15 protein-coding genes are annotated in these 20,195 nt (G+C 61.3%); 14 read left to right on the top strand and 1 reads right to left on the bottom strand.

Going from position 1 to position 20,195, the window contains the following annotated elements; all coding sequences use genetic code 11:
* Nucleotides 1–71 precede the first annotated feature (71 nt).
* The 11 genes from PQQ96_RS32285 (at nucleotide 72) to PQQ96_RS32235 (ending at nucleotide 15,955) form a co-directional block, all read left to right on the top strand.
* Nucleotides 72–2,858, top strand: a complete 2,787-nt coding sequence (locus PQQ96_RS32285) for a TonB-dependent receptor (protein ID WP_408300072.1) — start codon at nucleotides 72–74, stop codon at nucleotides 2,856–2,858.
* Between the two features lie 123 nt (nucleotides 2,859–2,981).
* Nucleotides 2,982–3,110: a hypothetical protein gene (locus PQQ96_RS32280; RefSeq protein ID WP_408300070.1), complete on the top strand. Its 129-nt coding sequence runs from the start codon at nucleotides 2,982–2,984 to the stop codon at nucleotides 3,108–3,110.
* 50 nt (nucleotides 3,111–3,160) lie between these two features.
* Nucleotides 3,161–5,017 carry an extracellular solute-binding protein gene (locus PQQ96_RS32275; RefSeq protein WP_408300092.1) on the top strand — a complete coding sequence of 619 codons (1,857 nt, stop codon included), beginning with the start codon at nucleotides 3,161–3,163 and terminating at the stop codon, nucleotides 5,015–5,017.
* Between the two features lie 15 nt (nucleotides 5,018–5,032).
* Nucleotides 5,033–6,085, top strand: a complete 1,053-nt coding sequence (locus tag PQQ96_RS32270) for a microcin C ABC transporter permease YejB (RefSeq protein ID WP_120303772.1) — start codon at nucleotides 5,033–5,035, stop codon at nucleotides 6,083–6,085.
* A complete protein-coding gene (locus PQQ96_RS32265) occupies nucleotides 6,039–7,154 on the top strand; it encodes an ABC transporter permease (RefSeq protein WP_408300068.1) in 1,116 nt (371 codons plus the stop codon). The genes PQQ96_RS32270 and PQQ96_RS32265 overlap by 47 nt, the downstream gene beginning before the upstream one ends.
* The gene (locus PQQ96_RS32260) at nucleotides 7,151–8,785 is read left to right on the top strand and encodes an ABC transporter ATP-binding protein (protein ID WP_408300066.1); all 1,635 of its coding nucleotides are present in this window, start codon (nucleotides 7,151–7,153) and stop codon (nucleotides 8,783–8,785) included. The genes PQQ96_RS32265 and PQQ96_RS32260 overlap by 4 nt, the downstream gene beginning before the upstream one ends.
* Nucleotides 8,786–8,804: 19 nt before the next feature.
* Nucleotides 8,805–10,241, top strand: coding sequence for a TldD/PmbA family protein (locus PQQ96_RS32255; protein ID WP_408300064.1), 1,437 nt, complete (start codon nucleotides 8,805–8,807; stop codon nucleotides 10,239–10,241).
* A complete protein-coding gene (locus tag PQQ96_RS32250) occupies nucleotides 10,241–11,602 on the top strand; it encodes a TldD/PmbA family protein (protein ID WP_408300062.1) in 1,362 nt (453 codons plus the stop codon). Before PQQ96_RS32255 ends, PQQ96_RS32250 begins: the two co-directional genes overlap by 1 nt.
* Before the next feature lie 4 nt (nucleotides 11,603–11,606).
* On the top strand, nucleotides 11,607–12,188 hold the full coding sequence (locus PQQ96_RS32245; RefSeq protein ID WP_408300060.1) for a GNAT family N-acetyltransferase: 582 nt from the start codon (nucleotides 11,607–11,609) through the stop codon (nucleotides 12,186–12,188).
* Nucleotides 12,189–12,192: 4 nt separating this feature from the next.
* On the top strand, nucleotides 12,193–12,741 hold the full coding sequence (locus tag PQQ96_RS32240) for a GNAT family N-acetyltransferase (RefSeq protein WP_408300058.1): 549 nt from the start codon (nucleotides 12,193–12,195) through the stop codon (nucleotides 12,739–12,741).
* A gap of 13 nt (nucleotides 12,742–12,754) precedes the next feature.
* Nucleotides 12,755–15,955, top strand: coding sequence for a multidrug efflux RND transporter permease subunit (locus PQQ96_RS32235; protein ID WP_408300056.1), 3,201 nt, complete (start codon nucleotides 12,755–12,757; stop codon nucleotides 15,953–15,955).
* A 57-nt stretch (nucleotides 15,956–16,012) separates the two neighbouring features.
* On the opposite strand, the gene PQQ96_RS32230 is transcribed toward PQQ96_RS32235, so the two are convergent.
* Nucleotides 16,013–16,363, bottom strand: coding sequence for a DUF4148 domain-containing protein (locus PQQ96_RS32230; RefSeq protein ID WP_408300054.1), 351 nt, complete (start codon nucleotides 16,361–16,363; stop codon nucleotides 16,013–16,015).
* A 358-nt stretch (nucleotides 16,364–16,721) separates the two neighbouring features.
* On the opposite strand from PQQ96_RS32230, the gene PQQ96_RS32225 reads away from it, so the two are divergent.
* The 3 genes from PQQ96_RS32225 to PQQ96_RS32215 are packed head-to-tail and all read left to right on the top strand — an operon-like array spanning nucleotide 16,722 to nucleotide 19,571.
* The gene (locus PQQ96_RS32225) at nucleotides 16,722–17,399 is read left to right on the top strand and encodes a response regulator transcription factor (protein WP_408300052.1); all 678 of its coding nucleotides are present in this window, start codon (nucleotides 16,722–16,724) and stop codon (nucleotides 17,397–17,399) included.
* 13 nt (nucleotides 17,400–17,412) lie between these two features.
* On the top strand, nucleotides 17,413–18,810 hold the full coding sequence (locus PQQ96_RS32220) for a sensor histidine kinase (protein ID WP_408300050.1): 1,398 nt from the start codon (nucleotides 17,413–17,415) through the stop codon (nucleotides 18,808–18,810).
* 35 nt (nucleotides 18,811–18,845) lie between these two features.
* Nucleotides 18,846–19,571 (top strand): winged helix-turn-helix transcriptional regulator, encoded by a 726-nt coding sequence (locus PQQ96_RS32215; protein ID WP_408300049.1) that lies wholly within the window; start codon nucleotides 18,846–18,848, stop codon nucleotides 19,569–19,571.
* Nucleotides 19,572–20,195 lie beyond the last annotated feature (624 nt).

Below are 20,195 nucleotides of genomic sequence, written 5' to 3'. Positions count from 1 at the left end.
GAGTGAGAGGTTCACAAGATCTCTCTTCACACACACAGCAGTGGCCTTATTGACGAGCGGGAAGGGGAAAAATGAAACAAAGGGCATTGGCGCTGGCCATCAAAAGAATAATCTGGGCTGAACTGGCATTGTCAGCCGCAATCGCCGTACCGGCGTTTGCGCAAAGCCAGCCGGCCACACCGGGCACTGCTGCGGGTACGGCGACGACGAGCACGCCCGCGCCCGCCGCTGCGGCATCGGGCGCTGCGGCAACGTCGTCGGCGGATAACACCACGACAACGACGGGCAAAGGCAACGTCCAGCAGTTGAAGAAGTTCGAAGTCACCGGCTCGTTGATCCGTCAAACCGACAAGACCGGTTTCCAGGCGATGCAGGTCGTTTCGCAGAAGGATATCCAGGCGAGCGGGGCGACCACGGTGTCAGACTTCCTGCGTTCGACGGCAGCCAACTCGGCAAGCAGCTGGGGCGACAACTACACGTACAGCACCGCACCGGGCGGCGCGGGTATCGCGCTGCGAGGTCTGAGCGAAAAGTACACGCTGGTACTGATCGACGGTCAGCGCGTGGCGCCTTACGCGCTCAACACGAACTTTACCGATTCGTTCGTCGACCTGAACTCGCTGCCGCTCAACATGATCGACCGCATCGAGATCGTGAAGACGGGCGCAGTGTCGCAGTATGGTTCGGACGCAATCGCGGGCGTGGTGAACATCATCACCAAGCATGACTATCAGGGTCTGCAACTGGACGGCAGCCTGGGCGGCGCGCAGCACGGCGGCGCGGGCACGGACAAATTCAATATTCTGGGTGGCATCGGCAACCTGACCTCCGATGGCTACAACATCACGGCAGCGGCCAGCTACGCCCACACGAGCGGTATCGACCTCTCACAGCGCGATACGACCTCGAGTCAGATCTTCCCGTACGGGAACAACCAGCCGACGTCCTACTGGCTAACGGGCAACGGCCCGGCAGCCGTGGGTAACTGCGCCGGTGGCAAGACGATTTCGACCGCGACCTCGACCACGGCTGCTTTTCAGCCCGGCACGGCTTGCGGTTACAACACCAGCAGTCTCGATTCGCTGGCCCCCGAGAGCCAGCACGCCAACGTGAAGGTTCACGGCGATTTCAAGATCAACGACGACGTTCAGGCTTACGCTGACATTTGGGACAGCTACTCCACGAGCTCGATCACGACTGGCGCAGCATACTTCAGCGGCTTGAGTTCACCGCTTTCGTATTCGCCTGCGACGGGTCTGGTGGCCAACAACAACACGGTTGCCGCAACCAATCCGTACAATCCGTACGGCGTCGCAACGCCCCTTAACTACACGTTTCCGAACACGCCCGTGGGTGTGCAGTCGACCTCGAATTTCTGGGCTTTTTCGACGGGCCTCAAAGGTCAGTTCGACACGTCGAAGTGGGGTAGCTGGAACTGGGCGACCAGCTACGGCCATTCGCAGAGCGTCGTTGCGGTGACCGATACGAATGCGATGAACGCGCAGGCGTATCAGAACATTCTGGCCGGAGGCTATGATTTTGCCAATCCCGCGGCAACGCCGAACGGCCTCGATGGCCTGTTCAGTAACCCGGAATACCTGGCTATATCGAAGCTCGACGTAGTCGACGCGACGATTTCGACGCCGAATCTGTTCCACCTGCCGACAGGCGACGTGGGCGTCGGTTTCGGTGCGCAGTTCCAGCACCAAAGCGAATCCATCTCGAATCCGACGGGCGTGGACACGGGCCAGACGCTGATTGCCGGTATTCCTCTGCAATCGGCCGACGCAAGCCGGAACGTGGCAGCGGTTTACTACCAGATCGATGTTCCTATCATCAAGAACCTGACTTTCAGCCAGGCCGGCCGATACGACCATTACAACCAGTTCGGTGGCGCGTTCTCGCCGCGCTTTGCTTTGCGCTATCAACCGCTGCAAGCATTCACGGCCTATGCATCGTACAACCGCGGTTTCCGCGCGCCGACGCTGGTCGAATCCTCGCCTGGCGCGTCGCTGGGGAACCAGGCGGCGATCGATACCGATCCGGCCAGCGCGCAGTACGGCCAGAATGTCGACGTTGCCGAACTGATGCACGGCAATCCGAATCTGCAGCCTGAGCGTACGAAGAACTACAACATCGGCTTTGAACTGTCGCCCGCGCGTAATACGGACCTGGGTTTCGACTGGTACAAGATTGACGTGACGAACGTGATCGGTATCGCGCCGCTTCAGCCGACGGTGAACGCGAACAACCCGGCAAACGTGGTCCGCGATCCGAATTCCGGCGTGATCGACTACGTCAACTCGCAACTGGTCAATTTCTCGTATCTGCATACTGACGGTTTCGAGGCGAACTTCCATCAGGCATTGCCGACCAAGGTCGGTACCTTCGCGCTCTCGACCGACTGGGGCTACATCTGGCACTTCCAGACCCCGGGGCTTGCTAACGGCGCAACCGACGCCGCGGGTAACAACAGTTCCCTGTCCCTGTCGTTCGGCGGTTCGTTCCCGCGCTGGAAGGGCAACACGACCGTCAGTTGGCAGTCGCCGAATCGCAAGTGGAATACCGCGCTGACGTGGAATTACACGGGGCCGTACGCCAATACCACCATGGAATCGTTGTTCGGCACGGCTGGCATCCCGACGGAAATCGGCTCGTTCAGCGTGTTCAACCTGACGGCAAGCTATACGGGCTTCAAGAACTGGACGTTGTATGGCGGCATCAACAACATCTTCAACCGTGCGCCGCCGTATGACCCGAACTTCGTGCAGTACCCGTATTACCAGACGGGCTACGACACGTCGCTCTACAACTTTATCGGCCGTTACGCGCAGATCGGCGCAACCTACAAGTTCTGATCGCCTGATCCCTCACGCCTGACGAACGGTTCCGCTCCGGTCTTTCACTGTTGAAAACCGGAGCGGGTTTCCTGGAAATGCAAGTCTTTCGGACGTATTTAGCCGGTTAGCTACCGCGACCGGATGAATCGTGCCTTTGGTCATAAACCGGAGCATCCGTATCGAGCGATGACGCAACAAGTGATGTTCCAGCATTCGCGGGCGCTTGCTGGCGTCATTGCGCAATTGCTTGCGGCCAACCTGGTTCAATGAGGACAACCATGCTTGCCCGCCTCAACTCAAGAGCCGTGCTGACAGCCGCGATGCTTTTCGCGCTGCTCGGCGCACTCGCTGCACCGGTGCATGCAGCCCCTTCGATTGCTCAATACGATCAACCGAAGTATCCCGCTGATTTCACGCACTTCGATTATGCGAATCCTGACGCACCGGCCAACGGCACGCTCAGTTTCGAAAACTACAACGAACTGCAAACCTACGATTCACTGAATCCGTTTCTTCTGCGCGGCGCGCCTGCGCCCGACATTCAGAATCTGATGTTCGATACGCTGATGCAGCGTAGCTGGGACGAACTGGCATCCGAGTATCCGCTGATTGCCGACGATGTTGAAGTCGCGCCGGATCTGACGTCAGCGACGTTCCACATCAATCCCGCGGCTCGCTTTTCGAACGGGGACCCGATCACGGCCGCCGACGTCAAATATTCGTACGATACGCTGGCGAGTTCGCAGGCGTCGCCCCTTTTCAACGCGCAATTCTCGGTGATCAAAGACGCGACCGTGATCGATAAGAACACGATCCGTTTCGATTTCAAGCATGCCGAACGCGATGCGCCGCTGGTTGCCGGCGACCTGCCGATCTTCTCGCCGAAGTGGGGGATGCAGCCCAACGGAAAACGTCCGCCATTCGGTCAGATCTCTTCCACGCCACCCATCAGTAGCGGCCCCTATCTGATCGAGGGACGCAAAAACGACAAGCAGATTACGTATCGCCGCAACCCTGACTACTGGGCGGCGAATCTGCCGTCGCGACGCGGCATGTTCCGTTTCGAGCGCATCACCTTCAATCTGTACCGCGACCATTACACGCAACTCGAAGCCTTCAAGGCGGGCGATGCGGACGTCATCGTCGAATACAGTGCGACGCAGTGGGCGCGCAAATATGTCGGCAAGAACTTCGGCAACGGGCTCCTGAAGAAGGGCGAATTTGCCGACGGCCCCGCGCAGATGCAGGGCATGTTGATGAATATGCGCAAGCCGATGTTCCAGGATCCACGCGTGCGCCACGCGCTGACGCTGGCACTCGACTATGACTGGATGAACCGGATGATGTTCTACGGCCAATACCGGCGTACGAACAGCTATTTCGAGGCCAGTCCGTTCGGCGCGACCGGCATGCCGAGCCCCAAGGAACTGGCGCTGCTCGAACCGCTGCGCGGCGGCGTGCCGCCGGAAGTGTTCGGTCCGATGCTCAAGCAACCCGACACGATTCCACCGAATTCCTTGCGCGGCAATTTGCGCGTCGCGCGCGATCTGCTGGCGCAAGCCGGCTGGCACTATCGCGACGGTGCATTGCGCGACGCCAACGGTACGGCGATGACGATCGAGATCATGGACGACCAGCCCGGCATGGATCGTCTGATCCTGCCGTATATGCAGGCGCTCGACATGCTCGGCATTCAGGCTCATATGCGTGAAATCGACAGCGCGTTGTACGAGAAACGTCTGGACAATTTCGAGTACGACATGACCACCTTCATCTATCCGCCGGTGACGATTCCGGGCTCTGAATTGACGCGTCGCTTCGGCAGTGCGGCTGCGTCCGAAGTCGGCTCCGAGAACTACACGGGTATCCGTTCGAAGGCGGTCGATTCGCTGATTCACTCGGCACTCTCCGCTACGAATCTCGACGATCTGGAAGCGGCGACCCGTGCGCTGGATCGCGTGTTGATCTATTCGTTCTACCTCGTGCCGGAGTATTACGCACCAGACGCGCGCATTGGCTACAAGACCACCCTCGGCTTTCCGAAGATCGTGCCGAACTCCTACCAATACGAAGACTGGGTCATCAACTACTGGTACGCGAAGACGCCGGGCGCACAAGCGACTCAACCCACCCAGGCGGCGCAGTCCGCGGGTTCAACCACGGCCACGGCCCACTGAGGAACAAGGAACAGCATGCTTGCCTACATTCTCAGACGATTGCTGTTGATGGTGCCGACACTGCTCGGCGTGGTCACGCTGACCTTTGTCGTCACGCAGTTCGTGCCGGGTGGGCCGGTCGAACAGGTGATGACGCAACTCCGCCACGGCGCTGGCCGTGGCGGAGAGGCGGGGGCGGGTGGCGGTGGCTATCACGGCAGTCAGGGTGTCGATCCGCAGCAGCTCGAGCAGATCAAGAAGCAGTTCGGCTTCGACAAGCCACCGCTCGAGCGCTACGTCCTGATGCTCAAACGCTACGCGACGTTCGATCTCGGCCAGTCCTATTATCAGCATGACAGTGTGTGGGACGTCATCAAATCGAAGCTGCCGGTGTCGATCACGCTCGGCTTATGGACGGTGATGCTCACGTATCTGATATCGGTGCCGTTAGGCATTGCGAAGGCCGTGCGCAACGGTTCACGCTTCGATACCGTGACCAGTGTCCTGGTGCTTGCCGGTTATGCGATTCCTGGATTCGTGCTGGGCGTGCTGTTGCTGATGCTGTTCGGCGGCGGCACGTTCTGGCAGGTGTTTCCAATGCGCGGCCTCACATCGGATAACTTCAGCGACCTCAGTACCTTCGGCAAGCTGCTCGATTACCTGTGGCACATCGTGCTGCCGGTCACTGCTTCAGTGGTCGGCAACTTCGCGATCGTCACGATTCTGACCAAGAACACCTTCCTCGAGGAGATTGGACGTCAATACGTATTGACCGCCCGCGCCAAAGGAGCGCCGGAGCGTGACGTACTGTGGAAACACGTGCTGCGCAATGCGGCGATTCCTTTGCTGACCGGTTTGCCGGCGGCCTTCGTCGGCGCCTTCCTGAACGGCAATCTGCTGATTGAAACCCTGTTTTCGCTCGACGGCATGGGCCAACTTTCGTATGACTCGGTGATTCGCCGTGACTATCCGGTCGTGCTCGGTTCGCTGTTTCTGTTCACGCTGATCGCCCTCGTAACCAAACTCATTGCTGACGTCTGCTATGTCCTCGTCGACCCCCGCATCCAATTCAACCGCCTGGACCGCTGATCTGTCCGGTGCGGCGCACGTGGCGTCGCCGTCTCCGTGGCGGCGTACATGGCTGCGCTTCAAGCAGCAACGGCTCGGTTACTGGAGCCTCGTGATTTTCGTATCGTTGTTTGCCATCAGCCTGCTCGGCGAGGTGCTGTCCAACGATCGTCCGTTGGTCGTCCGCTATGACGGGCACTATTACTTTCCCATCGTAAAAGACTATTCGGAGAGAATTTTCGGCGGCGATTTTCCGGCGCGCGCGAATTATCTCGATCCGTATATTCGTTCGCGGCTCGAATCGAACGGTAACTTTGCGATCTATCCGCCGAATCATTTCCACTACGACACGATCGACTACTTCGCGGCCCATCCGTACCCGGCTCCGCCCACGAGAAACAACTGGCTCGGCACGGACCAGTACGGCCGCGACGTGCTTGCGCGGCTGCTGTACGGTTTCCGGCTCTCGGTGCTGATGGCGCTCGCGCTCACGGTATCCGGCGTCCTGATTGGCGTCTTGACGGGGGCGGTGCAGGGCTTCTACGGCGGACGCACCGATCTGATCGGCCAGCGTCTGATCGAGATATGGAGCTCGATGCCTGACCTTTACCTGCTGATCATCTTCGCGTCGATCTTCGAGCCGACGCTATGGCTGCTCTTTATTCTTCTATCGATGTTTGGCTGGCTCGTGCTCTCCGACTACGTACGCGCCGAATTCCTGCGTAACCGCTCGCTGGATTATGTGAGGGCAGCGCGTACCATGGGGCTCTCGAACTGGCAGATCATGTGGCGCCATGTGCTGCCGAATAGCTTGACGCCCGTGATCACGTTTCTGCCGTTTCGCATGAGCGCGGCGATTCTGTCGCTGACGAGTCTGGACTTCCTTGGATTGGGTGTGCCGCCGCCGACGCCGAGCCTTGGCGAATTGCTTCAGGAAGGCAAAAACAACCTAGATGCCTGGTGGATTTCGATTTCGGCATTCGCTGCGCTGGTGATCACGCTGCTGCTGTTGACCTTCATGGGCGATGCATTACGCAATGCGCTCGATACGCGCAAGCGCGGCTCGGCTTTCGGCGGAGGTCCGCGATGAGTCAAGCGCCAATCGAGCGGCCGTTGCTGGAAATCGACCGCTTCTCCGTGCGTTTCGGCGACAAGGTCGCCGTGCATGAACTCAGCCTCTCGATCGCGCGAGGCGAACGCGTTGCGCTCGTCGGCGAGTCGGGTTCCGGGAAGAGCGTCACTGCGTTGTCGATTCTGCGCCTTGTCGAACACGCCGATCTGAGCGGGCGCATGCTGCTGGACGGCGAAGATCTGCTGCAGAAAACCGAGCAGCAGATGCGTGGCCTGCGCGGCGCCGACGTGGCGATGGTATTTCAGGAGCCGATGACAGCGCTCAACCCGCTCTTCACGATCGGCAAGCAGATTGCCGAAAGTTTGCGCCTGCACGAAGGCTTGCGGCCGAACGCGGCGCGCCAGAGGGGCATCGAGTTGCTCAGACGCACCGGGATTCCCGAGCCGGAACGGCGCATCGACAGCTTTCCGCATCAACTGTCCGGCGGCCAGCGGCAGCGCGCGATGATCGCGATGGCGCTCGCGTGCCGGCCACGCCTGCTGCTTGCCGACGAACCGACCACCGCGCTCGACGTCACCGTGCGTCAGCAGATCGTCGATCTGTTGATTGCGTTACAGGAGCAGGAAGCGGCCGAACGTGGCATGGCTGTGCTGCTGATCACGCATGACCTGAATCTGGTGAAGCGTTTCGCGCAGCGCGTCGCGGTGATGGAGAAGGGCGTGCTGGTCGAAACCAATACGACCGAGGCGTTGTTCTCCAATCCACAGCATCCCTACACACAACGCCTGCTGGACAGCGAGCCGCAACGCGCGGTGGACCCGGTCGAGCAGGATGCGCGGCCTTTGCTCGAAGTGCAGGGGCTCGCCGTCGACTACGGCACCTCCGCGAAAGGCTGGCGTTCCATGTTCGGGCGCTCCACCTTCCGCGCGGTGCATGACGTCGATCTGAGCGTGCGGCGCGGCGAAACGCTTGGCATCGTCGGCGAATCGGGGTCGGGAAAATCGACGCTGGCGGCCACCGTGCTCGGCTTGCAGCAACCGGCCGCCGGCCATATTCATATCGGCGGTCTGCCGCTCGCTACGCTGAAAACCGCGCGCTCCCGCCGTGCGTTGTATTCGCGCATGCAGGTCGTGTTTCAGGACCCGTTCGGCTCGTTGTCGCCACGCATGACGGTGGAGCAGATCATCGGCGAAGGGCTGACCATGCATCAGCCCGAGATGGACGCGAAGGCGCGACGCGCCCGCATAGGCAGTCTGCTGGAAGAAGTGGGCATGCCCGCGGACGCGATGCTGCGCTATCCGCACGAGTTTTCCGGCGGTCAGCGCCAGCGGATTGCGATTGCGCGAGCACTCGCGGTCGAGCCGGAGTTGCTGGTGCTCGATGAACCGACCAGTGCACTCGATGTATCCATCCAGAAACAGGTGCTGAATCTGCTGACAAATCTGCAGAAAAAGTACAAGCTAAGCTATTTGTTCATTACGCACGATCTGGCGGTGATGCGAGCCATGGCGCATCGCGTGATCGTGATGAAGTCAGGCCGCATTGTTGAAGCCGGCGACACACTCGATGTGTTGCACGCGCCGTCGCATCCTTATACCCAGTCGCTGCTGGCGTCGTCGCTGATCGTGTCGCCGGCGGGGACAACATAGACTCATACGGGAACCGTTAATGATTGACGAACGTTGGGCGCAAGCCGCCCGGTCGCTTACGAGCCGCGCGGCGTTCTGGTCGCTGCGCATTGTCGACGAACAGATCGACGATCACGAGATTCGCAACGACATCGCGCAACCTATGCGCACGGTGCGTGATCGCGGCGCGATGCTGATCGCGTGGGTGGGCGCGGGAGCAGGTTATGCCGCCACCGCGAATCTGAGTGCCGCCGGTTTGCAGGCAGCGCTGGATCTTGCCACGGCCCGGGCGGAAGCGAGCGCCACCTTGTCGTTGATCGACCATCGCGAAGTGGCGCGGCCAGCCGTGAGCGGCCACTATGTGTCGCCGAACGCGCAGCGTGCGTTGCCGAGCCGCGCTGAATGGTTAGACCGCCTCGCCGTGGAATGCGCGGGCGCGAATCTCGATGCACGGATTGTCGAACGCGTCGCGGCGGTGCAGATCACGCATACCGATCAGCTCTACATGACCGGCGACGGCGTGCGCATCGATCAGCAGTTCCAGTTCGTGATGCCGCAATTGAGCGTGGCCGCCCACGCGGACGGCGATACGCAGGTGCGTACCCTCGGCGGCAACTACGGCACCCTGGGGCAGGGCGGCATGGAAGTGCTGACACGCTTCGGCTTCGAAGGCTCGGGTGTCCGCGTCGCCAATGAAGCGCTGCAATTGCTGGCTGCGCCGAATTGCCCGTCTGGCAAGCGCGATTTGCTGCTGATGCCCGATCAGATGATGCTGCAGATTCACGAATCGATCGGCCATCCGCTCGAACTCGATCGTATTCTTGGCGACGAGCGCAACTTCGCCGGCTGGAGCTTCGTCAAGAAAGAAATGTTCGGCTCGTATCGTTACGGTTCGGAACTGCTGAACGTGACCTTCGACCCGGAACTGCGCGAGGAAGCCGCCTCGTACGCATTCGACGACGACGGCACGGAAGCGCACAAGCAATACCTGATCCGCGACGGCGTGCTCGAACGTCCGCTCGGCGGCGCGCTGTCGCAGCAACGCGCGCATATGGCTGGCGTCGCGAACTCGCGCGCGTCGAACTGGAACCGCCCGCCGATCGACCGGATGGCGAATCTGAACATTGAACCCGGCGAGAGTTCGCTGGAGCAGATGATCGGCAACATCGAACACGGCATTCTGATGCGCACCAATACGTCCTGGTCGATCGACGACCATCGCAACAAATTCCAGTTCGGCTGCGAGTTCGGTCAACTGATCGAAAACGGCAAGCTCACCCAGATCGTCAAACAGCCGAATTACCGTGGCGTCTCGGCGAATTTCTGGCGCAGCCTGAGCGCGGTGGGCGACGCGGGGACGCGTGAGGTGTACGGCACGTCCATGTGCGGCAAGGGCGAACCGGCGCAGATCATTCGCGTCGGCCACGCCTCGCCGGCTTGCGTGTTCACCAACATCGACGTGTTCGGAGGCGCCTGATGAGTCAATTCATCTCTTCGCGCTCCGCTACGTCGATCGACTGGCAGCAGCATTTCACGTCACTGGCCGATGCCATCGAAGGCTTGCAGCAAGGGGCGGAAACCACGCTGAGTTCATTTGCCGGCGAACAGTCGGACTTTATCCGTTTCAATTCGGGAAAGGTGCGGCAGATCGGTAGCGTGTCGCAAGGCAAGTTGACCTTGCGCCTGATCGACGGCGCACGTCAGGCCTATTCCACGCTGACCGTTTGCGGCGATCTGCAACAGGATCTGGACGACGTGAGCGCGGCGCTCGCCACCTTGCGTGAGAGCCTGCGCGGTGCGGCGGACGACCCGCATCTGTTGTTCGACACGTCGCATTGGCAGCGCGCCACGCAACGTTCGGGCAAGTTACCCGAGCCGGGTGGCTTGTTGCGCACGGTTGCCGAATGCGCGCAAGGGCTGGATTTCGTCGGCTTTTACGCGGGCGGCACGATCGTGCGCGGTTTCGCATCCATGAACGGCAGCCGCGGCTGGTACGAAGTCGATAACTTCAATTTCAGCTGGTCGCTATACGACCCGAGCGGCCGCGCAATCAAAACGACTTACGCGGGCGACGACTGGAGCGATGCTGTTTTCGCGAGCAAGGTCGAGCAGGCCGCAACGCGCCTCTCCGTGCTTGCGCGCACACCGCGCACGTTGGAACCGGGACGCTATCGCTCATATCTGGCACCCGCAGCGCTCGCGGAATTGCTCGGCGTGACGGCATGGAGCGGTTTCTCCGCCCGCGCCCAGGCGAGTTCGCGCAGCCCGTTGTACAAGCTGCATGTGGGAGAAATCGTAGTCGACCCGCGCGTCACGATCAGCGAAGATCTGAACCTCGGCATGACACCCGGCTTCAACGACGACGGCTACCTGCGCGAAAGCGTCCCGTTGATCCAGGCCGGCCGTAGCGCCGAACGTCTGACCAATGCCCGTAGCGCACGCGAGTACGGCTTGACGCCGAACGGTGCGCTGGCGGACGAGTCGCCGGCAACGCTCTCGATGCAAGCGGGCGATTTGCTGGAAGAGGACGTGCTGGCAAAGCTCGATACCGGTCTCTACATCGGCAATCTCTGGTACGTGAATTTTTCGGACCGGATGAATTGCCGCCTGACCGGCATGACGCGCTTCGCGACCTTCTGGGTCGAGAACGGGCAGATCGTCGCGCCGCTCGAAGCCATGCGCTTTGACGACAGCCTGTACCGCCTGCTCGGCAGCGAACTCGAGCAACTCGGCGCGCAAGCGGAATTGCTATTGAGCGACTCCACCTGGGGCGAGCGCGCCACGGGTGGCATGCAACTGCCAGGCATCCTGACGAGGTCATTCGAATTGACGTTATGAGCCTATGAATCAAGACATAAAAATAAAACCTGAATCTGAGAATCTACCCGAGGGGCTGACGCTGCGTGCGTTGCGTGTGGCCGACGCGGAGCAATACCACGCGATGCGGCAGTTGCCGGCGGTGGTGAACGGCAATCCGCACGTGCCGTTTCAGACGATTGCGAGTACACGCGAATACCTGGAGGAACTCGCGGCGCCCGAAATCGCGATCGCTGCGATGGTCGGCGACACCTTGGTCGGTGAAGCGGAACTCACGCCTTTAAAAGGGCGCCGCGCGCATGCCGCGACGCTCGGCATTGGTGTACACGACGAATGGCACCGGCGCGGCATCGGCACTGTGCTGATGACGGAACTGCTCGATCTGGCCGACAACTGGCTCGGTCTGCGCCGCCTCGAGTTGCTCGTCTTCGCTGATAACCATGCGGCGCTTGCGCTGTACCGCAAGTTCGGCTTCGAGATCGAAGCGCATCAGCGGGGCGCGGTGTTGCGCCGTGGCGTGTTGATCGACTGCTATTTCATGGCGCGGCTGCGTGAGCCGGCGCCGTGGATGTCGACGTCATCATCAGCCAACTTCGCGGCGGAATAAGACTATGAAAGAAGCAACGTTGCAGAGCGCTGCGGTGCTCGACAATCGTATTATGGTTCGAGCGCTCGAATCGTCCGACATGGATGCGTTCGCCGAGATCATGAGCCTGCCCGGCGTGCGGCGCGGCACGCTGTCGGTCGGCTACCGCAGCCCTGAACAGCTCAAGGCGTGGTACGAGCGGCGCATTAAAGGCGGCGTGAACGTCTGTGCGACCATCGGCGGGCGCGTGGTCGGCCACGCCGGGTTGGCGGTGTACCGGCCCAGCCGCGCGCATTGCGCGCATTTAGGACTGGCCGTGCACGACGGGTATCATGGGCGCGGTGTCGGCTCAGCGCTGCTGCAAGGGCTAACCGACTGCGCGGATGCATCGCTCGGCTTGCGCCGCATCGACCTCACGGTGTTTTCCGACAACGCGCCGGCGATCGCGCTGTACCGCAAGTTCGGCTTTGTCGAAGAAGGCCGCTCGCGCGGTTATGCCATGCGCGACGGCATACTGGCCGACGTGCTGCATATGGCCCGCCTTGTCGACGCACCGCGCCACCAGGCAATCTGAACGGATTTTTTGCGTGCCATTCTTTTTCATCGACCGCCCGGTCTTCGCATGGATCGTCGCGCTCGCCATTGTCGTGGCGGGCGCGCTTGCTATCCCGCAACTGCCGGTGGCGCAGTATCCGCGTCTTGCGCCGCCGCGCATCGTGATCAGCGCCACGTATCCGGGCGCGGCGACGGAAGTGACGGACGCCAACGTCGGCAGCATCATCGAGGAGAGTCTCGATGGCGCCGACAATATGCTGTACTACGAAACGACCAGCGACAACCTCGGCAATCTCGAGATCGACGCGACCTTTGCGCCGGGTACCAATCCGGACCTGGCGCTGGTCGACATCCAGAACCGCCTGAAGCAGGTCGAGCCGCGTTTGCCGCAACAGGTCGTGCAGCAAGGCATTAGCGTATTTAAAGCGGCCAACACGTTTCTGATGCTGGTCGCGCTGACCTCCACCGACGGCACACGCGATTCCGTGCAACTGAGCGACTACCTGAGCCGCTACGTGTTGCGCGAACTGAAACGCGCGCCGGGCGTGGGCGCGGCGGAGTTGTGGGACGCCGACGAAGCGCTGCGCATCTGGCTCGATCCGATGAAACTGCGCGAGTACGGCCTCGGAGCGGCGGAAGTGAACGCCGCCATCGCTGCGCAGAACGCCACGGTGACGGCCGGCACACTAGGCGACGCACCGTTCGTTCCTGGGCAGCAATTGACGGCCTCGGTCAGTGTGAAGGGGCAGTTGATTTCGCCTGCCGAATTCGGACAGATTGTGCTGAAGGCGCAGCCCGACGGCTCGGCGGTGCGCCTGCGCGACGTCGCGCGGGTCGAACTTGGGCGCGACAATTACTCGTACTACTCGCGCCTGAACGGCAAGGCCGCGGCCACCGTCGGCATTCAACTCGGGCCTCGCGGCAATGCGCTCGAAACGTCCAACGCGATCCGCGCTCGCCTCGCCGAGTTATCGAAGGGCTTGCCGTCGGGCGTTGCCGTCGAAATTCCGTTCGACAACGCGCATTTCGTGCAGATTGCGATTCGTGAGGTGCTCGTCACGCTGGCAGAAGCGGTGGCGCTGGTGTTCTTCGTGATGTGGCTGTTCCTGCGCGATCTGCGCTACACGCTGGTGCCGACGGTGGTGATTCCTGTCACGCTGATGGGCGCGTTTCTCGCGATGTACGTTTGCGGGCTGTCGATCAACGTGTTCACAATGTTCGGCCTCGTGCTTGCAATCGGTATCCTCGTCGACGATGCGATCGTGGTGGTGGAGAGCGTGCATCGCGTGATGGAAGAAGAGGGCCTGCCGCCGCGCGAGGCGACCCGTAAGGCGATGTCGCAGATCGGCGGTGCGATCATTGGCGTGACCGCGGTGTTGACGGCCGTGTTCGTGCCGATGGCGTTCTTTCCAGGCGGCGTCGGCGGCATCTACCGGCAGTTCGCGGTGTCGATGATCGCGTCGATGCTAGTGTCGTCGTTCATGGCTTTGTCGTTGACGCCCGCGCTGTGCGCGAATCTGCTGAAGGCGCACAAGCACCCGGTGAGAGAGCGTGACGCCCGCCGCGGCCTGCTTGGCTTCGCAGCGCGAGCGGCGAGCCGTTTCACGTCGGGTTTCGACCGGGCCGCGAGCGGCTATCGCGGGCTTACCGCGCGTACGCTGCGGCGTATCGGACCGATGCTGGCGATCTATGCCGTGCTGGTCGGCGTGTGCGCCGCGCTGTATTGGCAGATGCCGGGTGGCTTTTTGCCGAGCGAAGACGAAGGCCAGTTGCAGGTGATGGTGCAATTGCCGGCCGGCGCGACGCAGGCGCGTACGCTCGCGGTGGTCGAACGGATGGAAAAGATCCTGCGCACCGAGCCCGCGATCGCGCACGTCACCAGTGTGATCGGCTGGAGCTTTAGCGGCAGCGGCCAGAACGTGGCGATGGGCTTCGTCGAACTCAAAGACTGGGGCAAGCGCGACACCGATGCGATGACCTTGCGCGACCGGCTCAACGAGAAATTCGACAAGATTCTCGACGGTGATGTGGAAGCGCAATTGCCGCCGTCGGTGCCCGGTCTCGGGCATTCGGACGGCTTTGTGTTCCGGCTTGAAGATCGCGGCGGAGTCGGGCTGGATGCGTTGAAGGCCGCGCGCGAGCAACTGTTCGCACAGGCGAAGGCAAGCCCGATACTGGCTTCGGTGCATTCGGAAGATCTGCCGGATGCGCCACGCGTCGAACTCGTCATCGACCGTGCGAAGGCGTACGCGCTTGGCGTGCCGTTCGACCGCATCGCCGATGTGCTGGGCAACACTTTCGGCTCGACGTATATCGACGACTTTCCCGCTGGTGGCCGGATGCGCCGCGTCATGATCTCTGCCGACGCCGCCACTCGGATGACCGAAGACGATCTGATGGCGCTCGCCGTGCCGAACTCGACCGGCGGCATGGTGCCGCTGTCCGCGATCGCATCACGTCACTGGAGCATTGGCCCGGTAATGCTGACGCGCTACAACGGCTATCCGTCACTGGACGTGAGTGGCCACGCTGCGCCCGGCTACAGTTCGGGCGCGGCGATGGCGGAGATGGAGCGGCTTGCCGCTTCGTTGCCGGTCGGTGTCTCGTATGACTGGGTCGACGCAGCCCGTGAAGAAACCGCGGCGGCACAACTCACCCCGTTGCTGATTGGCTTGTCGTTGCTGGCCGTGTTCATGGCGCTGGCTGCCTTGTACGAAAGCTGGACGATCCCGCTTGCCGTGCTGATGGTCGTGCCGCTCGGCGTGATCGGCGCGGTCGCCGCGATGTTGCTGCGCGGCATGCCCAACGACGTGTATTTCAAGGTTGGCATGATTACGGTCATCGGCCTCGCGGCGAAGAATGCGATTCTGATCGTGCAGTTCGCACGCGATCTGTATCGCCGAGGCCTGCCGTTGACGCGCGCCGTGACCGAAGCAGCCGCCGCGCGCTTCCGGCCGATCGTGATGACCTCGGCGGCTTTCCTGCTGGGCGTCGTGCCCCTGGTGGTGTCGAGCGGTGCGGGCGCCGAAAGCCGTCGCTCGATCGGCACCGGTGTGTTCGGCGGGGTGCTGGCGGCCACGCTGTTCGGCCTCGTGTTCGCGCCGGTCGCGTTTCATGCGGTCGCCTCGGTCACCTATAGCAGACGGCGGCTCGCGGCGCTGCGGCGCAAGCGTGACGAGCGGCGCGCGCGCCGGGAGACGAGCGAAAGCGGCCGTTTGACGAACGGCCGATAAGGTTACGGTGCCCACGCCGCGCGAGGGCACCGCTGCCCTCAGTGTCATACGCGGCGTTCAGCCGGCCGGCTGATTCGCCGCTTGAGTGGGCGTTGTACCGGCCGGCGTTTGCGTACCGGTGGCCGACGCATGCGCGACCGGCATGCAGTCCGCGCGATATTCGGCTTGCACTTTCTGCTCAGCCTGTTGCAGATCGTTGGGGTATTCGTCGTCGTCATTGCTGGGGCTGTAGCCGACCGCTTCCAGTTCGCTGAGCTCGTTCATCAACTGCTTGTGCGTGACTTCGCTCTTCTGCTGCTTGAACGGATAGTCGTTGCATTGCTGCTGCGTGAGGCCGGGCGAGGCCATCGCCGAAGCGCTGCCGATCAGCAGAAGGGTAGTGACGAGGGTTCTGGTTGCGAGTTTCATTTTCATACCATCCACGATAGGGTTCGAGTCGGACCGCAAAGAATCAGCGGGATGGCAGTAGGCTAGTTGAGGCGGCCTACCGGAGCGGCGTCGGGAAAATGAAATTTGTTTTATCGTTCAGCCGGCCGGTTTCAGAGCTCCGCGGCGAACTTAAATTTTTCTTCATGAAACGGACGCTCGTCCGCTATACGACCGCGCGTAGCCTGCAGGCAGGTACTGGGTAAAGCGGCGACATCCGTCGAATCGCACGCCCGTACTCTGAACGCGCAAGCCGAATATGGCATCATGTCCTTCTACTGATAACCGGTCGTGCCCGCCGCTTGCATTGGTAGAGCTGGCTGCGGCGCATGCAATGATCATGTCGCGAGTACTGACGATCGAAGATGATGAAATTACCGCGAATGAGATTGTCGGTGAGCTGAAAAGCCGTGGCTTCACCGTGGATTGGGTCGCGAACGGCCGCGACGGCATGGCGCGCGCGATCAGCGAAGACTACGACGTGATCACGCTCGACCGCATGCTGCCGGGCGTGGACGGCCTCACGATTCTCACCACCATGCGCAGCATCGGCATTCAAACGCCGGTGCTGATGTTGAGCGCGCTGGGCGATGTGGATGAACGGGTGCGTGGCTTGCGCGCCGGTGGCGACGATTATCTGACCAAGCCTTTCGACCCCGAAGAAATGACGGCGCGTCTCGAGGTCCTGTTGCGCCGCAGCCAGACACCGGCCACACCCCTCGAAACGCATCTGCGGGTCGGCCCGCTCGAACTCGATCTGATTTCCCGCAAGGTTCAGCGCGACGGCGAAGAGATCGTCTTGCTGCCTACTGAATATCGCGTGCTCGAATACATGATGCGGCACGCGGGGCAAACCATCACGCGCACCATGCTGTTCGAAGCCGTGTGGGGGTACCACTTCGACCCGGGCACCAATCTGATCGACGTGCACATGGGCCGGCTGCGCAAAAAAATCGACCCGCCCGGCGTCACGCCGATGATTCAGACCGTGCGCGGCTCGGGTTACATCCTCGCATGAGCAGACCAATTTGATGGACACAACCTTCCCGGCCACCTCCGAGCTCGGGCGGCGCTGGCATTCCACGACCTTTCGCCTGCTATCGGTCTACGCCGTTATTTTTTCGCTTTCAGTGATGGTGCTGCTGGGCTACATCGGCTGGGCCGTGACCGGCGACATGGAGCGCGAGACTGATAAGGTGATGGACTGGCAACTGGTCTACTTCGATTCGCTGCCTGATTCCGGCCTTGCTGACGCGATTCATCGCCGTATCGAACACGAGCGCATGCACACCAATTACTACGGCCTGTTTGATGCCGACGGCCGCCTGGTGGCTGGCGATGTGCTGGTGTATCCGACGACGCTGCTCACCAATCGCACCGGCAAGACCCTTGATCTCGCGCTCGCGATGGGTCGTAACGACCAGGCGCCGGTTGTCCGCGCCATGGCCGAGCGGCGCAAGGACGGTTCGACGCTCGTCATCGCGCGTGATCTGACTCATATTCTGCGGATTCGCGAAACCATCATCAATGCGCTGGTCGGCGGCGGGCTCGTATGCCTGCTTGCGGGCGTGGCGGGCGGGTTGGCGCTGAGCGTGCGGCAGATGCGTCGATTGAAAGCGATCCGGCGGGTCACGCAGCGCATTGCGCAGGGTGATCTCGCGCAGCGCTTGCCGATTGGTGGACGCGATGAAGTGGATATGCTCGCGCACCTCGTGAACCACATGCTCGCGGAAGTCGAGCGCCTCATGAATGAAGTGAAAGGCGCGTGCGATGGCATTGCGCACGATCTGCGCACGCCGCTCGCGCATGTACGAACCTTGCTTGCACGTGCGGCGGAGCACACCCAGACGCTCGACGACGCCGCGCTGTCGCAACTGGTAGAGCGCGCGCGCATCGAGACCGATGCATTGCTCGACCGGTTTCGCGCGATGTTGCGTATCTCCGAGATCGGCACGCTGCAGCGGCGCGGTGGATTTGGCGAAATGCAGTTGGAGACGCTGGTGGAGGAAGTCGGCGAACTCTACGAACCGCTCGCCGAGAGCCGCGCGATTCAGCTATCCGTGCATGTACAACCGGCCGATGCGATTCATGGCGACCGTGCGTTGCTGTTCGAAGCATTGAGCAATCTGGTGGATAACGCGATCAAGTTCACGCCTGAAGGTGGAGTGGTGCGCATGGAACTTCGGCAGACTTCGGCGGGGCCGCAAGTCGATATTGTCGATAATGGACCCGGCATCGCCGCGGACGAACGCGATGCGGTCCTGCAGCGGTTCTATCGTGGGGAAAGTACGCGGCATCTGAGTGGTTCGGGGCTGGGTTTGAGCATCGTTTCAGCGGTGATGCGGGTGCACGACTTCACGATGAAGATCGGCAATGCGGAGCCTGGCACCCGGATTTCGATTGAATGCTGGTCGAGGACGCTTGCATGAGATTGTGCGCTCTCTTTATCCTGACAGGGTGGTGAATGCGCGTTCTGTTCGTTGGGCCTTCTCATCCGGAAGCTGCATGGCTATTCAAGGCGCTGCAAGAGAGCGCCCATAGTTTGCAGCGGGCCGATGATCTGCGGGACGGGGTTTTTCTTGCTTCGCAGGAACCGTTCGATGCGATTGTGTTGATGGTGCTTGAGGTTGGGTCTTATTCCTCCTTGCAGGGGTTTATTGGGGAGTTTGCCGCTGCTGGGAGTGGGGCGGCGATTGTTGCTGTGCTCGGGGCGGCTACTGCCCAGGATCGCACCAAGGTTTTGCGCGCCGGCGCGGATGCGTGTTTTTGTCAGCCTTATTCGTTTATTGAAATGCATGAGCGGATGGCCGCTTTGCAGCGGGTCGGGGGTGGGGGCGCCCGGGGGGCTTTGGGCGGGTCTGCTTCCGCTTCTGTCTCTGCTTCGCTGTTGCCCGCGGTAGGTGGGCCTGCTTTGGATGCTGCTACTCGGGAACTTGTTTGTGGTGGGCGGCGGGTTGCCGTTACACGGAGGGAGTTTCTTTTGCTTGAATGCCTGCTGAGGCAGGTTAATGCGCCTGTGGCGAGGGATCAATTGATCCGGTATGCCTGGCCTGAGAAGGAGGATGTCGATCCTTCTAGTGTCAATCTTGTCGTGTCGAGGTTGCGGCGTAAGCTTTCTGATGATGTGCCGGAAGTTAGGATTGAGACTGTTAGTCGGTTTGGGTATCAGGTTTCTGTTTCTTCTTCTTGATGTTTTTGCCTGTGCGGCGCTTGTTCGTCTGTTTGCCTACGGCGTTGGCCTTTCCTTGAGTTGTTAGTGGTTTATTAGCGTCGCCCCTGTGCGGGGCGGCACTTACTTTCTTTGCCGCCGCAAAGAAAGATAAGCAAAGAAAGCGGCTTACACCGCTAGTTCTTAAGCGGGTCCCCCGCGCAGTTGCGGTAGTGGTGCATCTGGAATCCGTGCCCCCGCACACTCCGCGTGAGTGACAAAGCAATCATCAGCTCCCACTCCGCACTGCGTGCGTCGCGGATGGGTCTGCATGGGAAACCTGGGGGCTTCGTTCGGGCGCGGTGGGGGCCATCGGCTTCGCCTCGGCGAGGTGCCCTAGCAATTAGATGGCGATGTACGCAAGCGGCCGTGGTGCAGATCAAATTGCGGGAGAAAAACCGCAGCGGGCGGTTTTAAGAAGTGCCGTTCCGCACGCGCATCGCCGGTTCAAGAAACGCGCTTCGGCGCGCGCAGCGCCGCCGGAAGTATGACGGCCTTGTCACTCACGCCGAATGTGCGAGAGCACGGATTCCAGATGCACCACTACCGTTACTGTGCGAGAGACCCGCTTAGCAGGGGGGTCGAGCAGCTTTCTTTTGCCTATCT

The sequence above is a fragment of the Paraburkholderia sediminicola genome, assembly GCF_046027825.1.
Lineage (GTDB): Bacteria > Pseudomonadota > Gammaproteobacteria > Burkholderiales > Burkholderiaceae > Paraburkholderia > Paraburkholderia sediminicola_D.
The sequence above is the reverse complement of the archived record's forward strand: the minus strand, read 5'-3'. Positions and strand labels throughout refer to the sequence as shown.

Coding starts and splice junctions, on each gene's coding strand:
- PQQ96_RS32285 (WP_408300072.1), top strand. CDS start 72: ATGAAACAAAGGGCATTGGCGCTGGCCATCAAAAGAATAATCTGGGCT.
- PQQ96_RS32280 (WP_408300070.1), top strand. CDS start 2,982: ATGAATCGTGCCTTTGGTCATAAACCGGAGCATCCGTATCGAGCGATG.
- PQQ96_RS32275 (WP_408300092.1), top strand. CDS start 3,161: ATGCTTTTCGCGCTGCTCGGCGCACTCGCTGCACCGGTGCATGCAGCC.
- PQQ96_RS32270 (WP_120303772.1), top strand. CDS start 5,033: ATGCTTGCCTACATTCTCAGACGATTGCTGTTGATGGTGCCGACACTG.
- PQQ96_RS32265 (WP_408300068.1), top strand. CDS start 6,039: ATGTCCTCGTCGACCCCCGCATCCAATTCAACCGCCTGGACCGCTGAT.
- PQQ96_RS32260 (WP_408300066.1), top strand. CDS start 7,151: ATGAGTCAAGCGCCAATCGAGCGGCCGTTGCTGGAAATCGACCGCTTC.
- PQQ96_RS32255 (WP_408300064.1), top strand. CDS start 8,805: ATGATTGACGAACGTTGGGCGCAAGCCGCCCGGTCGCTTACGAGCCGC.
- PQQ96_RS32250 (WP_408300062.1), top strand. CDS start 10,241: ATGAGTCAATTCATCTCTTCGCGCTCCGCTACGTCGATCGACTGGCAG.
- PQQ96_RS32245 (WP_408300060.1), top strand. CDS start 11,607: ATGAATCAAGACATAAAAATAAAACCTGAATCTGAGAATCTACCCGAG.
- PQQ96_RS32240 (WP_408300058.1), top strand. CDS start 12,193: ATGAAAGAAGCAACGTTGCAGAGCGCTGCGGTGCTCGACAATCGTATT.
- PQQ96_RS32230 (WP_408300054.1), bottom strand. CDS start 16,363: ATGAAACTCGCAACCAGAACCCTCGTCACTACCCTTCTGCTGATCGGC.
- PQQ96_RS32225 (WP_408300052.1), top strand. CDS start 16,722: ATGTCGCGAGTACTGACGATCGAAGATGATGAAATTACCGCGAATGAG.
- PQQ96_RS32220 (WP_408300050.1), top strand. CDS start 17,413: ATGGACACAACCTTCCCGGCCACCTCCGAGCTCGGGCGGCGCTGGCAT.
- PQQ96_RS32215 (WP_408300049.1), top strand. CDS start 18,846: ATGCGCGTTCTGTTCGTTGGGCCTTCTCATCCGGAAGCTGCATGGCTA.